At 35.9% G+C, this 21,186-nt stretch carries 21 protein-coding genes and 1 other annotated feature; all 21 genes read left to right on the forward strand.

Features of this window, described 5'->3' with window-relative positions:
- The first annotated feature begins 14 nt into the window (after positions 1-14).
- The 21 genes from OEV82_RS00435 (at position 15) to OEV82_RS00535 (ending at position 21,186) form a co-directional block, all read left to right on the forward strand.
- Positions 15-683, forward strand: a complete 669-nt coding sequence (locus OEV82_RS00435; RefSeq protein WP_173657736.1) for a YczE/YyaS/YitT family protein — start codon at positions 15-17, stop codon at positions 681-683.
- Positions 680-1,108: a cysteine metabolism transcriptional regulator CymR gene (gene cymR, locus OEV82_RS00440; protein WP_173657737.1), complete on the forward strand. Its 429-nt coding sequence runs from the start codon at positions 680-682 to the stop codon at positions 1,106-1,108. The genes OEV82_RS00435 and cymR overlap by 4 nt, the downstream gene beginning before the upstream one ends.
- Before the next feature lie 75 nt (positions 1,109-1,183).
- Positions 1,184-2,326, forward strand: coding sequence for a cysteine desulfurase family protein (locus OEV82_RS00445; RefSeq protein WP_263060656.1), 1,143 nt, complete (start codon positions 1,184-1,186; stop codon positions 2,324-2,326).
- Between the two features lie 16 nt (positions 2,327-2,342).
- A complete protein-coding gene (gene mnmA / locus OEV82_RS00450) occupies positions 2,343-3,455 on the forward strand; it encodes a tRNA 2-thiouridine(34) synthase MnmA (RefSeq protein ID WP_173657739.1) in 1,113 nt (370 codons plus the stop codon).
- A 161-nt stretch (positions 3,456-3,616) separates the two neighbouring features.
- Positions 3,617-6,034, forward strand: a complete 2,418-nt coding sequence (recD2, locus tag OEV82_RS00455) for an SF1B family DNA helicase RecD2 (RefSeq protein WP_263060657.1) — start codon at positions 3,617-3,619, stop codon at positions 6,032-6,034.
- Between the two features lie 121 nt (positions 6,035-6,155).
- Positions 6,156-6,350 (forward strand): hypothetical protein, encoded by a 195-nt coding sequence (locus OEV82_RS00460; protein WP_263060658.1) that lies wholly within the window; start codon positions 6,156-6,158, stop codon positions 6,348-6,350.
- A 41-nt stretch (positions 6,351-6,391) separates the two neighbouring features.
- Positions 6,392-7,486, forward strand: coding sequence for an AI-2E family transporter (locus OEV82_RS00465; RefSeq protein ID WP_263060659.1), 1,095 nt, complete (start codon positions 6,392-6,394; stop codon positions 7,484-7,486).
- 77 nt (positions 7,487-7,563) lie between these two features.
- Positions 7,564-7,780: a binding site (T-box leader), on the forward strand.
- Positions 7,781-7,903: 123 nt separating this feature from the next.
- Entirely contained in the window at positions 7,904-10,537 is a 2,634-nt protein-coding gene (gene alaS, locus OEV82_RS00470) for an alanine--tRNA ligase (protein WP_263060660.1), read from the forward strand.
- A 68-nt stretch (positions 10,538-10,605) separates the two neighbouring features.
- Positions 10,606-10,875 carry an IreB family regulatory phosphoprotein gene (locus OEV82_RS00475; RefSeq protein ID WP_173659950.1) on the forward strand — a complete coding sequence of 90 codons (270 nt, stop codon included), beginning with the start codon at positions 10,606-10,608 and terminating at the stop codon, positions 10,873-10,875.
- Positions 10,875-11,294: a Holliday junction resolvase RuvX gene (ruvX, locus tag OEV82_RS00480; protein ID WP_173659948.1), complete on the forward strand. Its 420-nt coding sequence runs from the start codon at positions 10,875-10,877 to the stop codon at positions 11,292-11,294. The genes OEV82_RS00475 and ruvX overlap by 1 nt, the downstream gene beginning before the upstream one ends.
- Positions 11,295-11,335: 41 nt before the next feature.
- Positions 11,336-11,611: a DUF1292 domain-containing protein gene (locus OEV82_RS00485; protein WP_173659946.1), complete on the forward strand. Its 276-nt coding sequence runs from the start codon at positions 11,336-11,338 to the stop codon at positions 11,609-11,611.
- A 147-nt stretch (positions 11,612-11,758) separates the two neighbouring features.
- A complete protein-coding gene (gene mltG / locus OEV82_RS00490; protein WP_263060661.1) occupies positions 11,759-12,889 on the forward strand; it encodes an endolytic transglycosylase MltG in 1,131 nt (376 codons plus the stop codon).
- A 234-nt stretch (positions 12,890-13,123) separates the two neighbouring features.
- A complete protein-coding gene (locus OEV82_RS00495; protein WP_263060662.1) occupies positions 13,124-13,774 on the forward strand; it encodes an O-methyltransferase in 651 nt (216 codons plus the stop codon).
- A gap of 12 nt (positions 13,775-13,786) precedes the next feature.
- Positions 13,787-14,710: a peptidase U32 family protein gene (locus tag OEV82_RS00500; protein ID WP_263060663.1), complete on the forward strand. Its 924-nt coding sequence runs from the start codon at positions 13,787-13,789 to the stop codon at positions 14,708-14,710.
- Positions 14,711-14,722: 12 nt separating this feature from the next.
- Entirely contained in the window at positions 14,723-15,988 is a 1,266-nt protein-coding gene (locus OEV82_RS00505; RefSeq protein WP_263060665.1) for a peptidase U32 family protein, read from the forward strand.
- 1 nt (position 15,989) lies between these two features.
- A complete protein-coding gene (gene udk / locus OEV82_RS00510; RefSeq protein WP_173658376.1) occupies positions 15,990-16,625 on the forward strand; it encodes a uridine kinase in 636 nt (211 codons plus the stop codon).
- A gap of 98 nt (positions 16,626-16,723) precedes the next feature.
- On the forward strand, positions 16,724-17,200 hold the full coding sequence (gene greA, locus OEV82_RS00515) for a transcription elongation factor GreA (protein WP_173658377.1): 477 nt from the start codon (positions 16,724-16,726) through the stop codon (positions 17,198-17,200).
- Between the two features lie 194 nt (positions 17,201-17,394).
- Complete coding sequence (locus tag OEV82_RS00520) at positions 17,395-19,161, forward strand: peptidoglycan D,D-transpeptidase FtsI family protein (RefSeq protein WP_263060666.1); 1,767 nt, start codon at positions 17,395-17,397, stop codon at positions 19,159-19,161.
- Between the two features lie 148 nt (positions 19,162-19,309).
- Positions 19,310-20,041: a DUF1510 family protein gene (locus OEV82_RS00525; RefSeq protein ID WP_263060667.1), complete on the forward strand. Its 732-nt coding sequence runs from the start codon at positions 19,310-19,312 to the stop codon at positions 20,039-20,041.
- A 14-nt stretch (positions 20,042-20,055) separates the two neighbouring features.
- Positions 20,056-20,751, forward strand: a complete 696-nt coding sequence (mtnN, locus tag OEV82_RS00530) for a 5'-methylthioadenosine/S-adenosylhomocysteine nucleosidase (RefSeq protein ID WP_173658380.1) — start codon at positions 20,056-20,058, stop codon at positions 20,749-20,751.
- 195 nt (positions 20,752-20,946) lie between these two features.
- A complete protein-coding gene (locus OEV82_RS00535; RefSeq protein ID WP_173658381.1) occupies positions 20,947-21,186 on the forward strand; it encodes a YrhC family protein in 240 nt (79 codons plus the stop codon).

Consider the following 21,186-nt stretch of genomic DNA (forward strand, 5'->3'; position numbering starts at 1 on the left):
TGGTAGATCCTTCGATGAAGATAAGAGAAAAAATTGTGCAATTTACCATCTTTTTTATCGGAATAATGATGATGTCCTTCGGGATTGTACTGACGATTCAAGCTGATTTAGGCGTATCACCATGGGATGTGTTACATATTGGCTTATACCAACAATTCGGTTTGTCCATTGGCACATGGAACATTATTGTTGGTATTATTATTTTAGGAACGTCTGCAATCATACTAAAAAGCTGGCCTAAACCCGGAGCTTATTTTAATTTATTATTTGTCGGTGTGTTTGTGGATTTATTTCTACTTTTGCCGATCGAACCTATTTACTTTTGGAGTAAGCTCCTTCTATTATTAGTAGGGATCATCATTATGGCGATCGGAATGGGAATTTATATTTCCGCTCAGTTTGGGACCGGACCGAGAGATAGTTTAATGATGGCTTTGCATTTAAAAAAGGGTTGGAAAGTACCCAATGTACGGTTAATCATGGAAGTTTCTGTATTAATGATTGGTTCGCTTTTAGGGGGACCGGTTCATATTGGAACGATCATCATTAGCTTAACAATCGGGCATGTGTCTGGAGCAGCCATTACATATTTTTATAAAGTGACAAATAAGATTATGGACATAGTAAAAGTGGCGAAAATTGTCAACAATGAAATTGTAAGTGGTAAAGAGGTGCAAAAATGAAGATTTCAACAAAAGGAAGATATGGCTTAACCATTATGATTGAATTAGCTAAAAAGTATGGAGATGGTAATCCACTTCCATTAAAAACAATTGCACAATCGAATAATTTATCCGAACATTATTTAGAACAAATTGTATCTCCATTACGAAATGCCGGTTTAGTAAAAAGCATACGAGGCGCTTACGGTGGTTATATTTTATCAAAAGAACCACAAAAAATTACTGCGGGTGATATTATTCGAGTGTTGGAGGGGCCAATCCAATTGGTGGAAGGGATTGAGGAAGAGGAACCTGCCAAACGTGAGCTATGGATTCGGATTAGCGACGCTATTAAAAACGTATTAGACCAAACAACTTTAGCGGATTTAGCCCAACATCATGAATCTGAAGATGATGATATGAGAGGCTATATGTTTTACATTTAATGTTACTTGTTGTAAATTGATTTGAGTAATTATTTTTCAAAAACAAGAGCTTTTTAAAATAAAGTAGGTGTAATGATGAATAAGTATTATGCAGATTATGCAGCAACATCTCCGATTCATCCAGATGTCGTTGAAGAAATGACAAAGGTTATGCATCATATATACGGCAATCCATCAAGTATTCATGCTTACGGACGTGAAGCAAGAAAGATAATAGATGAGGCAAGAAACGTCATTGCGAAATCCATTCATGCTAATTTCAATGAAATTATTTTTACAAGCGGTGGGACTGAAGCAGATAATATGGCTTTAATTGGTACGGCTTATGCGAACAAGGATAAAGGAAAACATATTATAACGACAGCCATTGAACATCATGCAGTTCTGCATACTTGTGAATTTTTAGAGCAAAATGGGTTTGAAGTGACGTATTTGCCTGTTGATAAAACAGGGCGCGTATCTGTTGAAGATGTGAAAAATGCCTTACGGGATGATACGATTTTGGTCTCTGTTATGTTTGCAAATAATGAAGTCGGTACAATACAACCGATTGCTGAAATTGGTCAGCTTCTCTCTGATCATCAAGCATATTTTCATACAGATGCCGTTCAGGCTTATGGATTGTTACCGATTGATGTAAAAAAAATGCATATCGATTTATTATCCGTTTCCGCCCATAAAATTAACGGACCGAAGGGGATCGGTTTCCTATATGAAAACACAGGTGTCCGATTACAACCGTATTTCTATGGGGGCGAACAAGAACGGAAACGTCGAGCAGGTACAGAAAATGTTCCAGGGATCGCTGGTTTTAAAAAGGCAGTTGAAATTATACAAAAAGACCGTCAAAAGAAATATGATTTTTATGAACAGTTACGAGAAAAATTCATTCAACGGTTGAAAGAAGAATCCATCAACTTTAAAATCAATGGAAGTGAATCGAATTATCTACCGCATATTATCAATGTTTCATTTCCAGGAACAGATGTGGAAGCTTTTTTAGTGAATCTAGATCTTGAAGGGATTTCGGCTTCCAGTGGTTCTGCTTGTACTGCGGGTTCCTTAGAACCGAGTCATGTGTTACGGGCGATGTATGGTAGTGAATCTGATGAATTATTTAATTCCATTCGATTTAGTTTTGGATTAGGGGTCACCCTTGAAGATGTAGAAGATATAGCTAAAATCACGGCAAAAGTTGTGAAAAGACTTACAGATTAAAAGTGGAGGTAAAGCAATGAAAGACCCAAAAAATACCCGGGTTGTTGTCGGTATGAGTGGCGGTGTTGATTCCTCGGTAGCGGCCTATCTATTAAAGGAGCAAGGTTATGATGTGATCGGTATTTTTATGAAAAACTGGGATGATACAGACGAATTTGGTGTTTGTACAGCAACGGAAGATTATGAAGATGTGATTCGCGTTGCAAACCAAATTGGCATTCCGTATTATGCGGTCAACTTTGAAAAAGAGTACTGGGACAAAGTATTTACGTACTTTTTAGATGAATATAAAGCTGGTCGGACACCGAATCCAGATGTAATGTGTAATAAAGAAATCAAATTTAAAGCATTTCTTGACCATGCACTGAAATTAGGAGCTGATTATTTAGCGACAGGTCACTATGCCAGAGTTATCGTAGAAGATGGCGAAACAAAAATGCTTCGTGGTGTTGATTCTAATAAGGATCAAACGTACTTTTTGAATCAATTGTCCCAAGATCAAATTTCCAAAGTTATGTTCCCGCTAGGCCATTTAACGAAACCTGAAGTACGAGAAATTGCCAAGAAAGCAGGATTAGCAACGGCAAATAAAAAAGATAGTACAGGCATATGTTTCATTGGTGAGCGGAATTTTAAAGAATTTTTAAGTCAATATTTACCTGCGCAACCGGGAAGAATGGAAACATTGACGGGTGAATATAAAGGTGAACATCAAGGATTAATGTATTATACAATTGGTCAACGGCATGGACTTGGCATTGGTGGTGACGGTGATCCTTGGTTTGTGGTTGGAAAAGATTTAGAACGGAATGTCCTACTAGTCGGTCAAGGTTTCCATAATGAGGCGTTATATTCAGATGCTATTATTGCTACAAAAGTAAGTTGGGTTTCAAATAAGGAAAAACCGAAGGAATTTCGTTGTACGGCAAAATTCCGTTACCGTCAACCAGATAATAATGTTACAGTACGTTTACTTGACAATGATGAAGTGGAAGTTATTTTTGATGAACCGATTCGTGCTGTCACACCTGGTCAAGCTGTTGTGTTTTACAATGGTGAAGAATGTTTAGGTGGCGGGACAATTGATAAAATCTTTAAGAATGAAAAGCAGTTAACTTATGTCGGTTAACTAGATGAAATAAGGACTAGTCACTTTAATTCAAGTGCTAGTCCTTCTGTTCTTTTATCTAACTTTTGACTATAATGATGTTAGGAAAATGTTCAAATGATACAATTTGTTATGTTGTTGACATATATTTAAAAAATTAGTATAGAAAGGGGGAAGCATCCATGAATGAAGCATTGGAAACATACATAAAAGGCCATCCAATCGTAACGATCTTTCGAAATGAAGAAAATCTTTATACCGTCTTACGAATTAAAGTGGAGGAAACAAATATAGAATTCAAGGAAAAGGAAATCGTTGTTATTGGATATTTCCCCCATGTTTATGAAGAGGAAACATATATTTTTTATGGGAAGTTTCAAGAACATCCGAAATACGGCCGCCAGTTTAATGTAACACATGTCCGAAAAGATATACCGAAAACCAAACAAGGGATAATTCAATATTTGTCTAGTGACCTATTTAAAGGTATTGGTAAGAAAACGGCAGAATCAATAGTGGACCTGCTAGGAGAAAATGCAATTTCTAGAATACTTGAAAATCCTTCCTTACTGGATACAATCCCAAAATTGTCAGCGGACAAAGCAAAAACAATATATGAAACACTTGTGGAACACCAAGGTCTTGAAAAAATTATGATTGGATTAAATGAGCTAGGCTTTGGAGCGGCTTTAGCGATGCGCATCTTTCAAGTTTACAAAGATGAGACGTTAGAAATTATTCAATCGAATCCCTATCGTCTAGTAGAAGATGTAGAAGGTATCGGCTTTAGCCGAGCTGATGAACTTGGATCAAAATTAGGGATTCAAGGTAATCATCCTGACCGGATTAAAGCAGCATGTTTATATAAATTAGATGCTGATTGTATGCAGGAAGGTCATTGTTATTTGGAAAAAAGTGAATTTGTTTTTTCAGTAAAACAAATGCTCGAATCTACTCAACCTATTGAAATCCCGCTCGAAGATATAGAAGTTGAATTATTAAAACTTGAAGAAGAAGGAAAAGTAGTATCAAAAGAAGACCGCGTTTATTTGGCTTCCATTTTTTATTCGGAAAAGGGACTTGTAAATAATATAAAACGTATTTTAGATCAAAAAGAATTTGCTGAAAGTTTTCCTGAATCGGAATTTTTACTAGCGCTAGGGGAATTAGAAGATCGTTTAGGGATTGAGTATGCTCCATCCCAACGGGAAGCCATTCAAACCGCACTTTCCTCACCGATGTTAATTTTAACGGGTGGACCTGGTACTGGGAAGACAACGGTTATAAAGGGAATTGTTGAATTATATGCGGAATTACATGGATGTTCCCTCGACCCGAAAGATTATAAAAAAGATGAGGTGTTTCCGTTCGTATTAGCTGCGCCTACAGGGCGTGCCGCAAAAAGGATGACGGAATCAACAGGGTTGCCGGCTGTTACGATTCATCGGTTGTTAGGTTGGAACGGTTCCAACACGTTTGATTTTAACGAAGAAAATCCAATTGAAGGAAAAATCATCATCCTCGATGAAATGTCGATGGTTGATATATGGCTAGCCCATAATCTTTTTAAAGCAATACCAGATCATGTGCAAGTGATCCTAGTCGGAGATGAAGATCAATTACCATCTGTAGGTCCTGGACAAGTTTTAAAAGATTTGCTTGCAGCCGATTTGATTCCAACTGTACGTTTAAAAGAAATATATCGTCAAGAAAGCGGATCTACCATTATTCAGTTAGCCCATTCAATAAAAAATGGAAAACTGCCGGAAGACTTGAAAAAACCACAAAGGGATCGTTCCTTTATATCTTGTAGTACAAGCCAAATTCCAGAAGTTGTTAAACAAGTGGTTGGTCACGCTGTTAATAAAGGTTATACTTCCAAGGATATTCAGGTGTTGGCACCGATGTATCGCGGACCTGCCGGAATTGATCAATTGAACAAAATTTTGCAAGGAATTTTTAATGGAAAGAACGACTCAGACAAAAAACGAAGAGAACTGAAATTTGGTGATGTTGTCTATCGTGTCGGTGATAAAGTGTTGCAATTAGTAAATCAACCGGAAAAGAACGTATTTAATGGCGATATTGGTGAAGTTGTCAGCATATTTTTTGCGAAAGAAACAGAAGACAAAACCGATCAACTAATCGTTTCCTTTGAGGGGACGGAAATTACATATACGAGACAGGATTTAAGCCAAATTACGTTAGCCTATTGCTGTAGTATTCATAAATCACAAGGTAGTGAATTTCCCGTTGTGATATTACCAATGGTTCGTGGTTATTATCGCATGCTGCGGCGGAATTTATTATACACTGCTATTACAAGGGCAAAAGATAAGTTAATTCTATGCGGGGAAGAAGAATCATTTCAAATAGCTGTTAATCAGACAGATGTCAATTTCCGCAATACAACGTTGACAGAACGGTTATTGAAAAAAATGGTTCCAATAAAAGAACAAAATCAAGAAGTTGAAATAACCAACGATGCTTTGGCGATCTCATATGAAGAAGCATTAATGAATACTGACCCGATGATTGGAATGGGAGATATCACACCATATGACTTTATGGAAGAACAAGAAAAAGTAAATGAAGGATGATACCTATATTTTTAAAAGATGGCCGTTGATAAGACGGCCTTTTCTATTTATACACGTTTATTTTGAAGGCAATTTGGACATAATCTTAGCATATTTACCATAAATTGCGAGGTGGTATGGAATGGAACTAATTTGTCCAAATTGCCGGAGTAAAGATATCGGGAAAATTGGTATCAATCAATATTACTGTTGGCACTGCTTTATTGAATTATCGCTTTCAAAAGGGATTATTCATACGCATCAAGTGGAAGAAGACGGTACACTATCCTCACTTGATGATTTATTTTCTGAAGAAGAACGGCGTTACCATGCATAAAGTTTACCGTTTCTCCCAAACTACATTTGGGAGGCTTACTGATGGATATTAAGGTCAAATGGTTTTACCGCTTAGGTTTTTTACTTTTATTATTTATCGTTTTATTTGTTTTTATTAAAATAAGTCCCATTTGGCAACCGATTTTACGAGTGATTTTAACTGTTGCTTTCCCTTTTGTATTAGCCGCCTTTATCGCTTATTTACTTTATCCTTTTATTCACAAATTACATGAAAATGGTTTGCAATGGTGGCTATCCGTCATGATTGTTTATATCCTATTTTTTGGTGGGATCGGGTATGGAATCTATAAAGGGATACCGGTATTTATCCAACAATTACGGGATTTATCTGAGAATTTACCACAATTTTTTGCCCAATTAGAAGGAATTGTTGATACGATTGAAAAAAAGACAAAGTCGTGGCCGTTAGGTATACATAAACAAATTAATGAAAGTTTACATGTCATCTATGGTGAATTTGAACAAATTTTAGACCGGGTGAAAAACTTTTTTCTTTGGCTTTTGGAGTCAATCTTTTTAATTTTACTGATTCCTTTTATTGCTTTTTATATGATTAAAGATATTTCCTATTTAACGGATGCATTTTGGTCAATCGTTCCTAAAAAATGGCGCAAACAGATGAAAATATTTATTAGAAATGTAGATACTTCACTAGGAAGTTATATTCGTGGGCAGTTTATTGTATCTGCTACGGTCGGTACGATTTCAGCACTTCTTTTTTGGCTAATAAAATTAAAATATCCATTATTGCTAGGAGCTGTACTCGGGATGACCAATGTGATCCCTTATTTTGGCCCCATTATTGGAGCTGTTCCTGCAGTGATCGTGGCTGCTACAATGTCCATGAAGACCGTTATCCTTGTTATTGTCATTGTTATTGTGCTTCAATTTTTAGAAGGGAATGTTCTATCGCCATTAATTATGGGAAGATCATTACAAATGCATCCATTGATGATTATCTTCTCAATTTTGATCGGTGGTGAAGTCGGCGGTGTTGTTGGATTGATCTTTGCTGTCCCTATCGTTGCGATAATCAAAACGACCTTAAAACAGATCTTTGATCAAATTCAAAGTCGTGAAATTGAAGATGATCAAAATAAAATGGAAGAACAATGAAATAAAAAATACTGACGACTCGAATTTGACAAAAGTTTGAATGATGAAATATAATCCAATTAGGATAATTCATAACAATGAACACGTTGATGGAACGAGTATGTTACTACTAACTTTAAGAGAGGAATTTCCGTGGCTGAAAGAAATTCCAGTATAGGGTAACAGAAGGCTACTCCTGAGTGCAGCTAATCCCTGCCGCAAACCGGCGTTATCGGTTTTGAGTGATGGAAATCTTTCTAGTTTAGATTTTCATAACCAGGGTGGTACCACGGATACAAACTCTTCGTCCCTGAATTTTGGGAGAAGAGTTTTTTATTTGCTGTAAGTATGTATAACAGCTTTCGTTAACCATTTTAAATTATATGTTTTCTATAAATTCTCGTTCCAAAATGAAAGTTTAAAAGGAGGAAAACAATTATGAAAAAACTAACGAGTGCACAAATTCGTCGTATGTTTTTAGACTTTTTCCAAGAGAAAGGTCATAAAGTTGAACCTAGTGCTTCTTTAGTTCCAGTAGATGATCCGTCTCTTCTTTGGATAAACAGCGGTGTAGCTACATTGAAAAAGTATTTTGATGGACGTGTAAAACCTGAAAATCCAAGAATCACAAATGCACAAAAATCAATTCGGACAAATGATATTGAAAATGTTGGAAAAACTGCACGCCACCATACATTTTTTGAGATGTTAGGCAACTTTTCAATTGGAGATTACTTTAAGGAAGAAGCGATTCTTTGGGCATGGGAATTTTTAACAAGTCCAAACTGGATTGGTTTTGAACCAGAAAAATTATCTGTTACGATTCATCCGGAAGATGATGAAGCCTATAAAATTTGGCATGAAAAAGTTGGTATACCGGAAGAACGCATCATTCGATTAGAAGGGAACTTTTGGGATATTGGGGAAGGACCAAGTGGACCAAACTCAGAAATTTTCTATGATCGAGGATCAGAATATGGTGATGACCCAAATGATCCAGAATTGTATCCAGGTGGGGAAAATGAACGCTACTTAGAAATTTGGAACTTAGTGTTCTCTCAATTTAATCATAACCCAGATGGTACATATACCCCACTACCTAAGAAAAATATTGATACCGGTATGGGACTAGAACGGATGGCATCCGTTATACAAAATACGAAAACAAACTTTGAAACAGATTTATTCTTGCCGATTATTCAACAAACCGAAGCGATTTCGGGGATGAAATATGGGGAAAATACAGACCAGGATGTTGCATTTAAAGTGATTGCTGACCATATTCGAACGGTAGCTTTTGCAGTCGGTGATGGTGCATTGCCTTCTAATGAAGGACGTGGATATGTGTTACGTCGTTTACTACGTCGTGCAGTTCGCTACGCAATGAAAATTGGCATTGAACGTCCGTTCATGTATGAATTAGTTCCAGTTGTTGGTGAAATCATGGCAGATTACTATCCAGAAGTACGCCAAAAGTGTGATTTTATCCAACGCGTGATAAAAAATGAAGAGGAACGATTCCATGAAACCATTCATGATGGATTAGCTATCCTTTCTGAAGTGATTAATAAAGCGAAAGAAAATGGCAAAGAGACAATTGATGGGGTTGATGTTTTCCGTTTATACGATACGTATGGATTTCCGGTGGAATTAACAGAAGAATATGCGGATGAAGCTGGTTTGAAAATTGATTTAGACGGATTTGAAAAAGAAATGCAAGCGCAACGGGAACGGGCAAGACAAGCGCGTCAAGATGTCGATTCCATGCATGTACAAGGCGGAGATTTAGGTGATTTCACAGCGGAAAGTAGTTTTATTGGATACGATAAACTAGAATCTGAAGCAAAAATTATTGGCATATTTAAAGATGGTATAAAACAAGATTCTGCTTCAGCCGGTGAAGAAGTCCAAATTATCTTAGATCAAACACCTTTTTATGCAGAAATGGGTGGTGAAATTGGCGACCGAGGTGAAATTCGTGGAGAAGGTTTTAAACTGGAAGTAAAAGATGTTCAAAAAGCACCTCACGGTCAAAATTTACACCATGTAAAAATTGTTGAAGGTACGATTCAAGAAGGATTACATGCATTTGCCCAAGTTGATTCGATCAGCCGAAACAATATCGAGAGAAACCATTCCGCTACGCACTTGCTTCATCAAGCGTTAAAAGATGTACTCGGTTCACATGTTAATCAAGCAGGATCTCTTGTTGAATCTGACCGGTTACGGTTTGACTTTTCCCATTTTGGACAAGTGACTGAGGAAGAAATTGAACAAATTGAACGACTTGTTAACGAACAAATTTGGGCTTCAATTCCTGTGGAAATTTCCTATAAGCCATTGGAAGAAGCTAAAGCTATGGGAGCCTCGGCATTGTTTAGTGAAAAATATGGTGATGTCGTTCGTGTCGTTCAAATGGGCGACTTCTCCATCGAATTATGTGGTGGTTGTCATGTAAATAATACGGCTGTAATCGGTAGTTTTAAAATTATTTCTGAAAGCGGAATTGGTGCAGGAACTCGTAGGATTGAAGCAGTAACAGGTGAAAAAGCTTATCAATTTATGCGTGATCAAATGAACCTTCTAAAAACGGTCGCTAAAAAGTTAAAAACTAAAGTGGAGGATATACCAACAAAAATCGAACACTTACAACAGGAAATCAAGGAATTGCATAAAGAAATCGAGTCATTAACAGGAAAACTTAGCCACTTAGAAGCTGGAAACTTACTTGATGCAGTAAAACAAATTAATAGTATAAATGTGTTAGTAAGTAAAGTTGAAATTACGGAATCCAATCAATTACGAACAATGTTGGATGACTTAAAACAAAAAATTGGATCCGGTATAATTGTCCTGGGAACTGTCCATGATGAAAAAGTACAGTTAATTGCAGGTGTTACGAAAGACCTAACCGATCAATACCATGCAGGAAAACTAATAAAAGAAGTCGCTGCAATCTGTGGTGGCGGCGGTGGTGGACGTCCAGATATGGCTCAAGCAGGCGGTAAAAATCCAAACAAGCTAAATGAAGCTCTTCAATTTGTCGAAGAATACGTAAAAAACATTTCATAAAATGGATAAGTAGTGTACAATGAAAGCAAGAAGTGTTTGAAGGAAGTAGAGAGCGAGGTGCTTTTCCTATGGGTTCACTTGACCGGACGATGAAATTTAATTTTTCCGAAGAACCGTTAGAACAAGAAGTTAAAGAAGTAATATTCCAAGTTTTTTCTGCCCTCGAGGAAAAAGGGTATAATCCGATTAATCAAATTGTCGGATATTTATTGTCTGGTGATCCTGCTTATATTCCAAGACATAAAGATGCGCGGAATATTATTCGTAAACTTGAACGAGATGAAATTATTGAAGAATTAGTAAAATCCTATTTACAACGACAACGTGAGGAAATGTAATGCGAATTATGGGTTTAGATGTCGGGTCTAAAACGATAGGCGTTGCAGTGAGCGACGCCTTTGGTTGGACCGCACAGGGAATTAAAACAATTAAAATAGATGAAGAGAATGAGCAATTTGGACTAGATGAACTTAAGGAAATCATCGATCAGTATGGAATAGAAAAGATCGTGATCGGTTTACCGAAAAATATGAACGGTACGATTGGTCCGCGAGGGGAAGCAAGCATTGCTTTTAGTGAACGAATAAAAGAAACGTTTACTCTCCCGGTTGTCCTATGGGATGAACGTCTATCTACAATGGCCGCAGAACGTGTTTTATTAGAAGCCGATGTAAGCCGAAAAAAACGGAAAAAGGTCATTGATAAAATGGCAGCTGTTATGATTTTACAAGGTTATTTAGACAGCCAAAATCATTAACGGAAATGTGTATTGAATTTTCTATATAGGAGGATATTTTTATGGAGGATGCAAATCAAATTACAATCATTGACGAAGACGGTAATGAAGAACTGTGTGAAATTCTTTTTACTTTTGAATCTGAAGAGTTTGGCAAATCATATGTACTTTATTACCCAGTAAGTGCAGAAGAAGATGAAGATGGTGAAATTGAGATTCATGCTTCTAGTTTTAAACCAGGTAAAGATCAAGGTGAATTAATGCCGATTGAAACCGACGAAGAATGGGATATGATTGAAGAAATGCTTGCTACGTTTATGGCGGAAGATGAAGAATAAAGGAATGATGATGGAAGAGCGACTTTTTAAGTCGCTCTTTTTTATTACGAATATTAATGAAAAAAATTAAAATTATAGTATAATGGTTCAAGGAGAATTTTCGAGGAAAAACTACAATTTTCTCGCTCTTCAAAAGGAGGATTTTTCATGACTACAAAGGAAGAAGAGAAAAATAACGGGAAGGAAAACGCCATGGTTGATAAATATAAAGAAGCAAAATTGACGAGAAGAATTGTATTTATCATAACATCGACCATTCTATTGCTCTTAGCAGGAACCATTACAGGAGTTGTTCTATTTGTTAGTTCTGCATTAAAACCAGTAGATCCAGATTCAAATGAAAGAATTGAAGTTGAAATTCCGCTTGGTTCTGGTTCTTCTACAATTGCCCAAATTTTAGAAGAGCATGGAATTATAAAAAATGCAACGGTGTTTAAATATTACTTAAAATTAAAAAATGAGACAGACTTTCAAGCGGGTACTTACTCATTAACACCATCGATGACGTTGGATGAAATAATTGCAAGTTTGAAAACTGGTAAAGTTATTAAAAATGAGCTTGTCATAACAATACCAGAAGGACTACATTTAAAAGAAATTGCAGAACAAATTGCTAAAAAAACAGATTATAGTGAAAAGGAAATATTAGATAAAGTGAACAGTGTTACATTTATTCAAACTGTTCGTGAAAAATATCCACAATTAGTAACGGAAGATGTGATGCAAGAAGATATCAAATATCCGTTGGAAGGTTATTTATTCCCTGCAACTTATGGTTATGATGAAAAAAATCCATCAATAGAAGAGATCATTATGCCGATGATCGATAAGACAAACGAAGTCATCCAACCTTATTTGAGTGATATACAAAACAAAGGATTTACAGTACATGAAGTGCTTACTCTTGCTTCTTTAATTGAAGAAGAAGCACCGGATGAAGAAAATCGAAAAATAATTTCAAGTGTATTTTATAATCGAATGGAAGAAGGCATGGGATTGGAGACTGACCCGACGGTAATTTATGCTATGGGAGAACATAAGGAGCGGTTGACGTTTAAAGATTATCAATATCAAGACCCTTATAATACTTATGTTATTGAAGGTCTACCCCCTGGACCGATTGCCAATTGTGGAGTCAGTTCGATTGATGCAGCCCTTTACCCACCAAATACCGATTATTTATTTTTCTTAGCAACACCTGAAGGGGAAGTGTTGTACTCGGAAAACTATGAACAACATCAAAAATATTATGATGAACATATTGCGAATCGGAAATAATCATTTATCGTTACTGTAAATCACGGAAAGATTACTATCGCTTTTTAAAATGATTTATGGTAAAATAATCTAAGTATTTTAGCCGTGTTTAAAAAAGCGTCATTTATGATGGAAAATGCCTAGCGATTTCCCTCATAATGACTCTTTTTTCTTGTATTTAAGTTCTTTCGTTCTATATGAAAGATATTTTTTATATGGAAAAAATTTTAGACTTCTAAAGGAGTTTTCGCCTACATGTTGGATCAAAACTTAATCGCATATTTATACGAAAAATTGCCAAAACGAACAAATTTGTTTCAAGAGATAGAACAATTGGCAAAGGATAACCATGTCCCGATTATGGACCCGTATAGTATGGAGACAGTCCTCCAAATATTGCGTATTTTTCAGCCGACCAAGATTTTAGAAATTGGGACAGCCATTGGTTATTCCGCTTTACGGATGTCGGATGCGACCAATGCTCAAATTGTCACTATTGAACGTGACGAAGAAAGAATAAAGACGGCGGAAGCTTATATTGAAAAAGCAAATAAATCAGATCAAATTGTTTTATTAAAAGGAGATGCATTTGATCTCTTAAATGAAGTTCGTACACACGGTCCTTTCGATTGTTTGTTTATTGATGCAGCAAAGGGCCAATACAAACGCTTTTTTGAAAATTTCACACCTTTTTTATCGAATCGTAGTCTCATTATTACAGATAACGTTTTATTTAAAGGTTTTGTTTATGAATATGAAACAGAAAACAAACGCTTACAAAAGTTAGGGAAGAAAATTAATCAATTTAATGATTGGTTAATTAATCATCCAGACTATCATACCGTTATATTGCCAGTTGGTGATGGAATAGCCATTACTGTAAAAAAAGTGAATGAAAAAGGTTAAGAGGTGGAATAAATGAATAAACCAGAGTTATTACTAACACCTACCAGTGTGAATGATATCTTACCTTTAATTGAGGCTGGTGCTGATAGTTTTGTAGTGGGAGAGGAGCGTTTCGGTCTACGACTTGCTGGCGAATTTTCAAGAGAAGATGTAAAAAAGGCGATTGAACTTGCCCATTCTAAAAATAAAAAAATATATGTAGCGATGAATGGAATTTTTCATAATGATAAAGTCGATGAACTAGAAGATTACTTAAAATTTGTTTATGAAGCTGGTGCCGATGCCGTTTTGTTCGGTGATCCATCCGTAATCATGGCCAAAAAGGGATTAGGTATTGATCTTCCTTTACATTGGGATCCACATACGTTGGCTACCAATTGGTATACATGTAATTACTGGGGAAAAAAAGGTGCAAAACGTGCCGTTTTATCTAAAGAGCTTAGTATGGACGAAATTATTGAGATAAAAGAAAATGCGGAAGTGGAAATTGAAGTTCAAGTACACGGTATGACCTGCATGTTTCAGTCAAGACGTCCATTAGTACATAATTATTTTGAATATAACGGCAAACAATTAAAAGTGGAAAAGGATAAAGATAACCTTTATTTATACGATCCTGATCGAGACAACTATTATCCGGTTTTTGAAGATTCAAATGGCACCCATATCATGAGTCCAAATGATATGTGTATTATAGATGAACTTCAGGAATTAATCGAGGCTGGAATTGATTCTTTTAAAATTGAAGGAATCTTTAAATCCCAAACATATCTTGTTGAAGTAACGAAATTATATCGTCAAGCGATCGATACTTGTGTTCGTGATGTTGATGAGTATGAAGAATTGGCTTCCGACTGGTTGGAAAAAATGGAGGCCATTCAACCAGAAAATCGCCCACTCGATACGGGATTTTTCTTTAAAGAAACGGTTTATTAAGGAGTGAAACAAATGGTTCAAGCATTAAATCGTATTTCTGAAATAAGAAATGGGAAACGAGTGATCGTTAAAAAGCCTGAGTTACTCGCTCCAGCTGGAAATCTTGAAAAATTAAAAATTGCCATCCATTATGGTGCTGATGCGGTATATCTTGGTGGTGAAGAGTATTCGTTACGTGCAAACGCCGATAACTTTACCTTAGAAGAAATACGCGAGGGTGTAGAATTTGCAAAAAAATATGGTGCAAAAGTTTATGGAACGACGAATATTATCGCACATAATGAGAATATTGTTGGATTAGAAGACTACTTAAAGGCATTACAAGATGTTGGGGTCACGGGGATTATTGTTGCTGACCCGTTAATCATTGAAACATGTAAACGAGTGGCACCAAAATTAGAAAGACATTTAAGTACGCAACAATCATTATCGAACTGGAAAGCTGCGCAATATTGGAAAGAAGAAGGTTTAGAACGAGTCGTATTGGCTCGTGAAACAAGTGCAGAAGAAATCCGTGAAATAAAAGAGAAAGTTGATATTGAAGTTGAGGTCTTTGTTCATGGTGCCATGTGTATTGCCTACTCAGGTCGCTGTGTGTTAAGCAATCATATGACAGCTCGTGATTCAAATCGTGGTGGTTGTTGTCAAAGTTGTCGTTGGAATTATGATGTATTCCAACACGCTGATCAAAACTTTATTCCTTTAAGCACAGAAAATACACCATTTACAATGAGTGCCAAGGATTTAAATTTATTGCAACATGTGCCAGAGTTGGTTGAATTAGGTATTGATAGTTTCAAAATTGAAGGGCGCATGAAATCTATTCATTATGTTGCAACGGTGGTTAGTGTTTATCGAAAAGTAATTGATGCATACTGTGCCGACCCAGACAATTTTGTTTTCAAAGATGAATGGTTAACGGAATTAGCAAAATGTGCAAATCGTGATACAGCCCAAGCATTTTTTAAAGAATTTCCTGGTGTCGATGAACAATTATTTGAAAATCATAGTCATAAAACGTCCCATGATTTTGCAGGTTTAGTTATGGATTACGACCATGAAACAAAAATGGTCACACTCCAACAACGCAACCATTTTAAAGTGGGAGATGAAGTAGAATTTTTTGGACCAGAAATTGACAATTTTACAATGGTAGTGGATCAACTATTTGATGAAAATGGTAATGAAATAGATGCGGCAAGACACCCATTACAAATCGTGCGATTCCGCGTCGATCAACCTGTTTACCGTTACAACTTGATGCGAAAGGAGAACTAGGATGCGGAAAAAACCCGTACTAATCGGTATTGCTGGTGGGTCTGGCTCAGGAAAAACAACTGTGACTCGATCGATTGTCAATCATTTTGGCGAAGACTCCATTGTCTTAATTGAACAAGATTCATATTATAAAGATCAAAGTGATAAACCGTTTGAAGAACGTTTAAAAACGAATTACGACCATCCATTTGCGTTTGATAATGATTATTTAATAGAACATCTTCAACAACTGTTAAATCACAAGCCGATTGATAAACCGGTATATGATTATACTGTGCATACTCGTTCTGAAGAAGTTATCCATATTGAACCGAAAGATGTAATCATTTTAGAGGGAATTTTAGTATTAGAAGATGAACGATTGCGTAATTTAATGGATATCAAGCTTTATGTGGATACAGATGCTGATTTACGCATAATCAGACGTTTATTGCGTGATACAAAAGAACGAGGTCGGACGATGGATTCTGTCATCGAACAATATGTATCTGTTGTTCGGCCGATGCATAATCAATTTATCGAACCAACGAAACGATATGCCGACATTATCATTCCTGAAGGTGGAAGTAATGTTGTAGCCATCGACTTAATTGTTACAAAAATTCAATCAATTATTGAACAAAAGTCATTTTTATGACAAAATATCATAAATGATTATAGTAATACACCCGTAATTGATAAATCATTAAATGAACAATATTTTTTGCGGGATTATATATTAAGGAGTGGACTATATTGGCACAAGAAAAACAATATCCAATGACTTTGGAAGGGAAACAGAAATTAGAACAAGAACTAGAATATTTAAAAACTACAAAACGGAAAGAAGTTGTTGAACGAATCAAAATTGCACGGAGTTTCGGAGACTTATCCGAAAACTCAGAGTACGATTCTGCAAAAGATGAACAAGCCTTTGTTGAAGGTCGAATTGCAACATTAGAGAAAATGATTCGTAATGCTGTAATCATCGAAGAAGATGAAACGAATAAAGACACTGTAACTCTCGGAAAATCCGTTACATTTGTGGAATTACCAGACGGTGATGAAGAAACTTATACGATTGTAGGTAGTGCAGAAGCAGATCCATTTGAAGGGAAAATTTCCAACGATTCTCCGATTGCTAAGAGTTTGCTTGGAAGAAAGATTGGTGAAGAAGTAACAGTACAAACACCTGGTGGAGAAATGGTTGTAAAAATTATCAATGTAAAATAGTGTTTTTTGCAATCATTATCATTATCCTGATTTAACTTAAGATCATAGGACTGAGACACGTCAAGACATTCTGTATGCTATACGACAGAAGAAATCAATGGCTGTGTTTCAGTCCTTTTTGTTTGTTTTTTATCGTTTTACGAACGGTTAAAATCCCTCCTTGCCGTCAACAATGGGAATGGGGAGGGAAGAAAATGATACACAAGCGAATAATTCGAACTGGTGTGATTGTTATAATTGGAATATCCATTATTCTAATCAGGCTGGCACAAATTCAATTATTTGATACGAAAAGCTTTTCACATCGAAATATTGATTTAATACATGAAAGTGTTAAACAACGTTCTCAAGAAGTTATTATTGATAATGGGCGTGGAAAATTTTATGATCGAAACATGGTTCCACTGACCCATGAAGCGATACCGACTTTAGTATTGTTTCCGTTTTTAAATCATATGGATTGGGATATTGAAAAGCTAGCAAAAATTATCAATGTACCAGCAGTTGAAATAAAGAAGGTGTTACAGGAGGCAAAAGGCCCTGTTGTTTTTGGAGAACCTAATCCTTTAGTATTAACTCCAGAACAAATGGAGGCAATCAATCATTTAGAAATTCCCGGTGTGTTTGCCGTTGAAAAACAGTTTGATAGAAAAATAACTCCAGCAGCTCAACTTATTGGGATCCTGGGGGAAAATCCTGAAGAATTAAAAAAGCGGTACCCTGATCGAGAAATTCCGATCAATACGATGATTGGTATTTCTGGATTGCAAAAAAGTTTTGATGAGTTTTTAATTCAAGAAGAAAGTACAAAATTAATTTATCATGTCGATGGCCGTGGATCACCATTATTTGGTATTGATGTTAAATTTGTTGATCAATCCAATCCGTTTTATCCAGTAAAAGTACAAACAACAATTGATTATGAGATTCAAAAAAAGGCCGAACAAATTGTTGATCAGTATCAAATAATGAAAGGTGGTCTTATTTTACTAGATATTGAATCAAATTCGATCTTGGCATCCGTTTCAAGACCATCTCTGGATATCTCGCATCCATATGCTAATAATGGTATAAAAGATATGATGTTGACTGCCCATACACCGGGATCCGTTTTTAAAACGGTGATTGCCGCTGCAAGTATTGATCATCAACTCGCTCCCCCAGATCGTACCTTTAATTGTAGTGTGACAATTCATGGCGACATTGATGAACAATACGATCATGGTATATTAAACTTTAAAGATAGTTTTGCAGCTAGTTGTAACAATACATTTGCTACCTTAGCCAAGGAATTAGCTGAAAAAGATGAAACAATAATTGAAACGTATGCCCATATGCTTGGATTAAATGAGTTGACTGGATGGGTTGGGAATGTTTATCATATAGAAAATTTTAAGCAATTAGCAGATGAAGAAAAGGGATATATTTATTTAGAGGATGAAGAAAGGAAAGATTTGAAACTTAATGCCCAAACCGGTATCGGTCAGCAAAGTGTACGAATTACACCGCTTGCTGCCGCTAATATGATGGCGACGATAGCTAGAGGCGGGGAAAAAAAGATGGTTCGTGCTGTTGAAAGTATTCAATATAAAAACGGAACAGAGCTTTATCGCTTCCCGAAAAAATCTTTGGAAGGTGACCATATATCTTCCTATACGGCTAGTAAATTACAACAATTGTTGCGGGAAGTTGTTGTCAATGAAAAAGGAACAGGGAAATCTTTGAACGATCTGCCGTATCCAGTTGCAGGAAAATCAGGTACAGCAGAGACATATCGTCAAGATAAACAAGGAAATGAATTATTGAATCGATGGTTTGTTGGATATTTCCCATATGAAAAACCTAAATACGCAATGGCTGTCGTTAATCTAGACGTGATTGAAGGCGAAGGATCGGTCATTCCACTATTTAAGGATATGGTAAACTTTTTATTTGAATTTGACCAACAAAGGACCGAGTGACAACTCATACTTTTTACCTTTGACAAATATGTTATTCACTGTAAAATTATTGTTATAGAAAAATAACTATACACTTTTGTATAAGTTCATTCATAATTAAATGGAAAGCCTTATTTACAATTGTACAATTGAATGGGGGAACAGACAGATGGCCAATCAAAAACAATCATCACGAAAAAGTCGGATTGAAAAACATGCAAAAAAGAAAAAAGAAAATTTTATTTTAAATATTTTGATTGGTGTTGTTTTTATACTTGTGATCATCGTAGGAGCAAATATTTTGCTTAATAATGATACAAAAGCAACCGTTAATGAAAACCAATCAGAACAAAAAGCGACCGAGAAAGAAAACGCGGATGATAAAGCAGATAAAAATGAGTCTAAAGAATCTTCCGAGTCAGAAGATACTGAAGCGGATTCTTCTTCAGAACCTACTGATGAAAATGCAAACGCAACTGAAGATGAAAAAACTGAAGATGAAAAAACTGAAGATGTGACAGAGGATCAAGAAAGTGAAGAGGACGAGGAAGAAAACGAAATCATCTATGGTCAAAGTGAAGATCCAAATGTAGATCAAGTGATGATTAATCAAAATTGGAAGCCGATCGGCACTGTGCAAACAGGGGATCATATCTCTTCCTATGATAAAGGGACAACAGACCGAGAAGAAATGGAAAAAGCGATGGAATATGCAACAGGGGTCTCCGTTGATAATATGATCGTTTGGTGGGTAGGAAATGGTGGCAAACCAAACGAGAATGTAGTAGGAACGATCTCCAATAAAGATAAAAGCCAAATTTATCGCGTATATATGGATTGGGTCGATGGACAGGGTTGGAAGCCAACCAAAGTTGAGAAACTAAAAAGTATAGATAGATAATAGGAGAGAAGAAGATGAAAATTGCTATTATTGGCGCAATGGAAGAAGAAGTTCAAATTTTACGGAAAAAAATTGAAAACGGGGAGACGAAGGTCGTCGCGAATAGTGAATTTACTTCAGGAACGCTATGCGGAAAAAATGTAGTTCTATTAAAATCTGGAATAGGAAAAGTAAATGCAGCGATGTCGACAACCATTTTAATGGAACGTTACCAACCAGATATAATAATTAATACAGGATCTGCTGGCGGATTTAACCCACTTTTGAATGTCGGTGATATTGTCATATCAAAAGAAGTCACTCATCATGATGTAGACGCTACTGTCTTTGGTTATAAATACGGTCAAGTACCGCAAATGCCTGCAACTTATGTTGCGGATGAAAGACTAGTAAAAATAGCGGAAGAAGCTGCAAAAGAACTAATAAATTTGAAAACCGTAACAGGTTTGATTGCATCCGGAGACTCTTTTATGAGTGATCCTGAACGAGTGAAAGAAGTGAAAGAAAAGTTTCCACATATCCAAGCAGCTGAAATGGAAGCAGCAGCTATTGCTCAAGTGGCATATCAATATAATGTACCATTTGTTATTATCCGTTCATTATCTGATATTGCTGGTAAAGATTCAGGTATCACATTTGACGAATTTCTCGATACAGCTGCCAAAAATTCGGCTCAACTCGTTGTTTCGATAGTGAAAAAATTGAATTAGTAAAAATGCGCCCCATTATGGTAAGACACCCCAAAGTTAGTATAAAAAGTTTAACTTTTAAGGGTCCTACCAATTCGGGGCGCTTTTTTGATCCTTTTTTCTTTATTCATCTTCAATTACCTAAAATTACATAGTCAATTCGATAAATATTCATGTTAATCTATTAACATAAGTAAAAATTAGCGGGTGAAAGAAATGAATGAGAAACAAAAATTACAATGTTTAGTAGAAGATTTTAGGAGATATTCAATTATACTGATTGCTTTTTCGGTGTTGGTTTATATCGGAATGATGATTAAAGGTTTTACTAGTTCTAACGAGAAGTTAATGTTCCTTTTAGCCATTGAATTTGTTTTAATAACATTGGCGTTTTTAGCGCTTCAACGTTATAAAAAATATAAACAACGATTAATGGATATGGATGAAAATATGTAA

Source organism: Pallidibacillus thermolactis (assembly GCF_025660415.1).
In the GTDB taxonomy this organism is placed as follows: domain Bacteria; phylum Bacillota; class Bacilli; order Bacillales; family Caldibacillaceae; genus Pallidibacillus; species Pallidibacillus thermolactis.

Bases quoted from the DNA above. Each gene is read 5' to 3' on its own strand.
- OEV82_RS00525 (WP_263060667.1), top strand. From the start codon at position 19,310: ATGGCCAATCAAAAACAATCATCACGAAAAAGTCGGATTGAAAAACAT.
- OEV82_RS00485 (WP_173659946.1), top strand. From the start codon at position 11,336: ATGGAGGATGCAAATCAAATTACAATCATTGACGAAGACGGTAATGAA.
- cymR (WP_173657737.1), top strand. From the start codon at position 680: ATGAAGATTTCAACAAAAGGAAGATATGGCTTAACCATTATGATTGAA.
- OEV82_RS00535 (WP_173658381.1), top strand. From the start codon at position 20,947: ATGAATGAGAAACAAAAATTACAATGTTTAGTAGAAGATTTTAGGAGA.
- mnmA (WP_173657739.1), top strand. From the start codon at position 2,343: ATGAAAGACCCAAAAAATACCCGGGTTGTTGTCGGTATGAGTGGCGGT.
- OEV82_RS00475 (WP_173659950.1), top strand. From the start codon at position 10,606: ATGGGTTCACTTGACCGGACGATGAAATTTAATTTTTCCGAAGAACCG.
- OEV82_RS00500 (WP_263060663.1), top strand. From the start codon at position 13,787: ATGAATAAACCAGAGTTATTACTAACACCTACCAGTGTGAATGATATC.
- OEV82_RS00435 (WP_173657736.1), top strand. From the start codon at position 15: ATGAAGATAAGAGAAAAAATTGTGCAATTTACCATCTTTTTTATCGGA.
- ruvX (WP_173659948.1), top strand. From the start codon at position 10,875: ATGCGAATTATGGGTTTAGATGTCGGGTCTAAAACGATAGGCGTTGCA.
- OEV82_RS00465 (WP_263060659.1), top strand. From the start codon at position 6,392: ATGGATATTAAGGTCAAATGGTTTTACCGCTTAGGTTTTTTACTTTTA.
- OEV82_RS00520 (WP_263060666.1), top strand. From the start codon at position 17,395: ATGATACACAAGCGAATAATTCGAACTGGTGTGATTGTTATAATTGGA.
- recD2 (WP_263060657.1), top strand. From the start codon at position 3,617: ATGAATGAAGCATTGGAAACATACATAAAAGGCCATCCAATCGTAACG.
- mtnN (WP_173658380.1), top strand. From the start codon at position 20,056: ATGAAAATTGCTATTATTGGCGCAATGGAAGAAGAAGTTCAAATTTTA.
- alaS (WP_263060660.1), top strand. From the start codon at position 7,904: ATGAAAAAACTAACGAGTGCACAAATTCGTCGTATGTTTTTAGACTTT.
- OEV82_RS00505 (WP_263060665.1), top strand. From the start codon at position 14,723: ATGGTTCAAGCATTAAATCGTATTTCTGAAATAAGAAATGGGAAACGA.
- udk (WP_173658376.1), top strand. From the start codon at position 15,990: ATGCGGAAAAAACCCGTACTAATCGGTATTGCTGGTGGGTCTGGCTCA.
- mltG (WP_263060661.1), top strand. From the start codon at position 11,759: ATGACTACAAAGGAAGAAGAGAAAAATAACGGGAAGGAAAACGCCATG.
- OEV82_RS00495 (WP_263060662.1), top strand. From the start codon at position 13,124: ATGTTGGATCAAAACTTAATCGCATATTTATACGAAAAATTGCCAAAA.
- OEV82_RS00445 (WP_263060656.1), top strand. From the start codon at position 1,184: ATGAATAAGTATTATGCAGATTATGCAGCAACATCTCCGATTCATCCA.
- OEV82_RS00460 (WP_263060658.1), top strand. From the start codon at position 6,156: ATGGAACTAATTTGTCCAAATTGCCGGAGTAAAGATATCGGGAAAATT.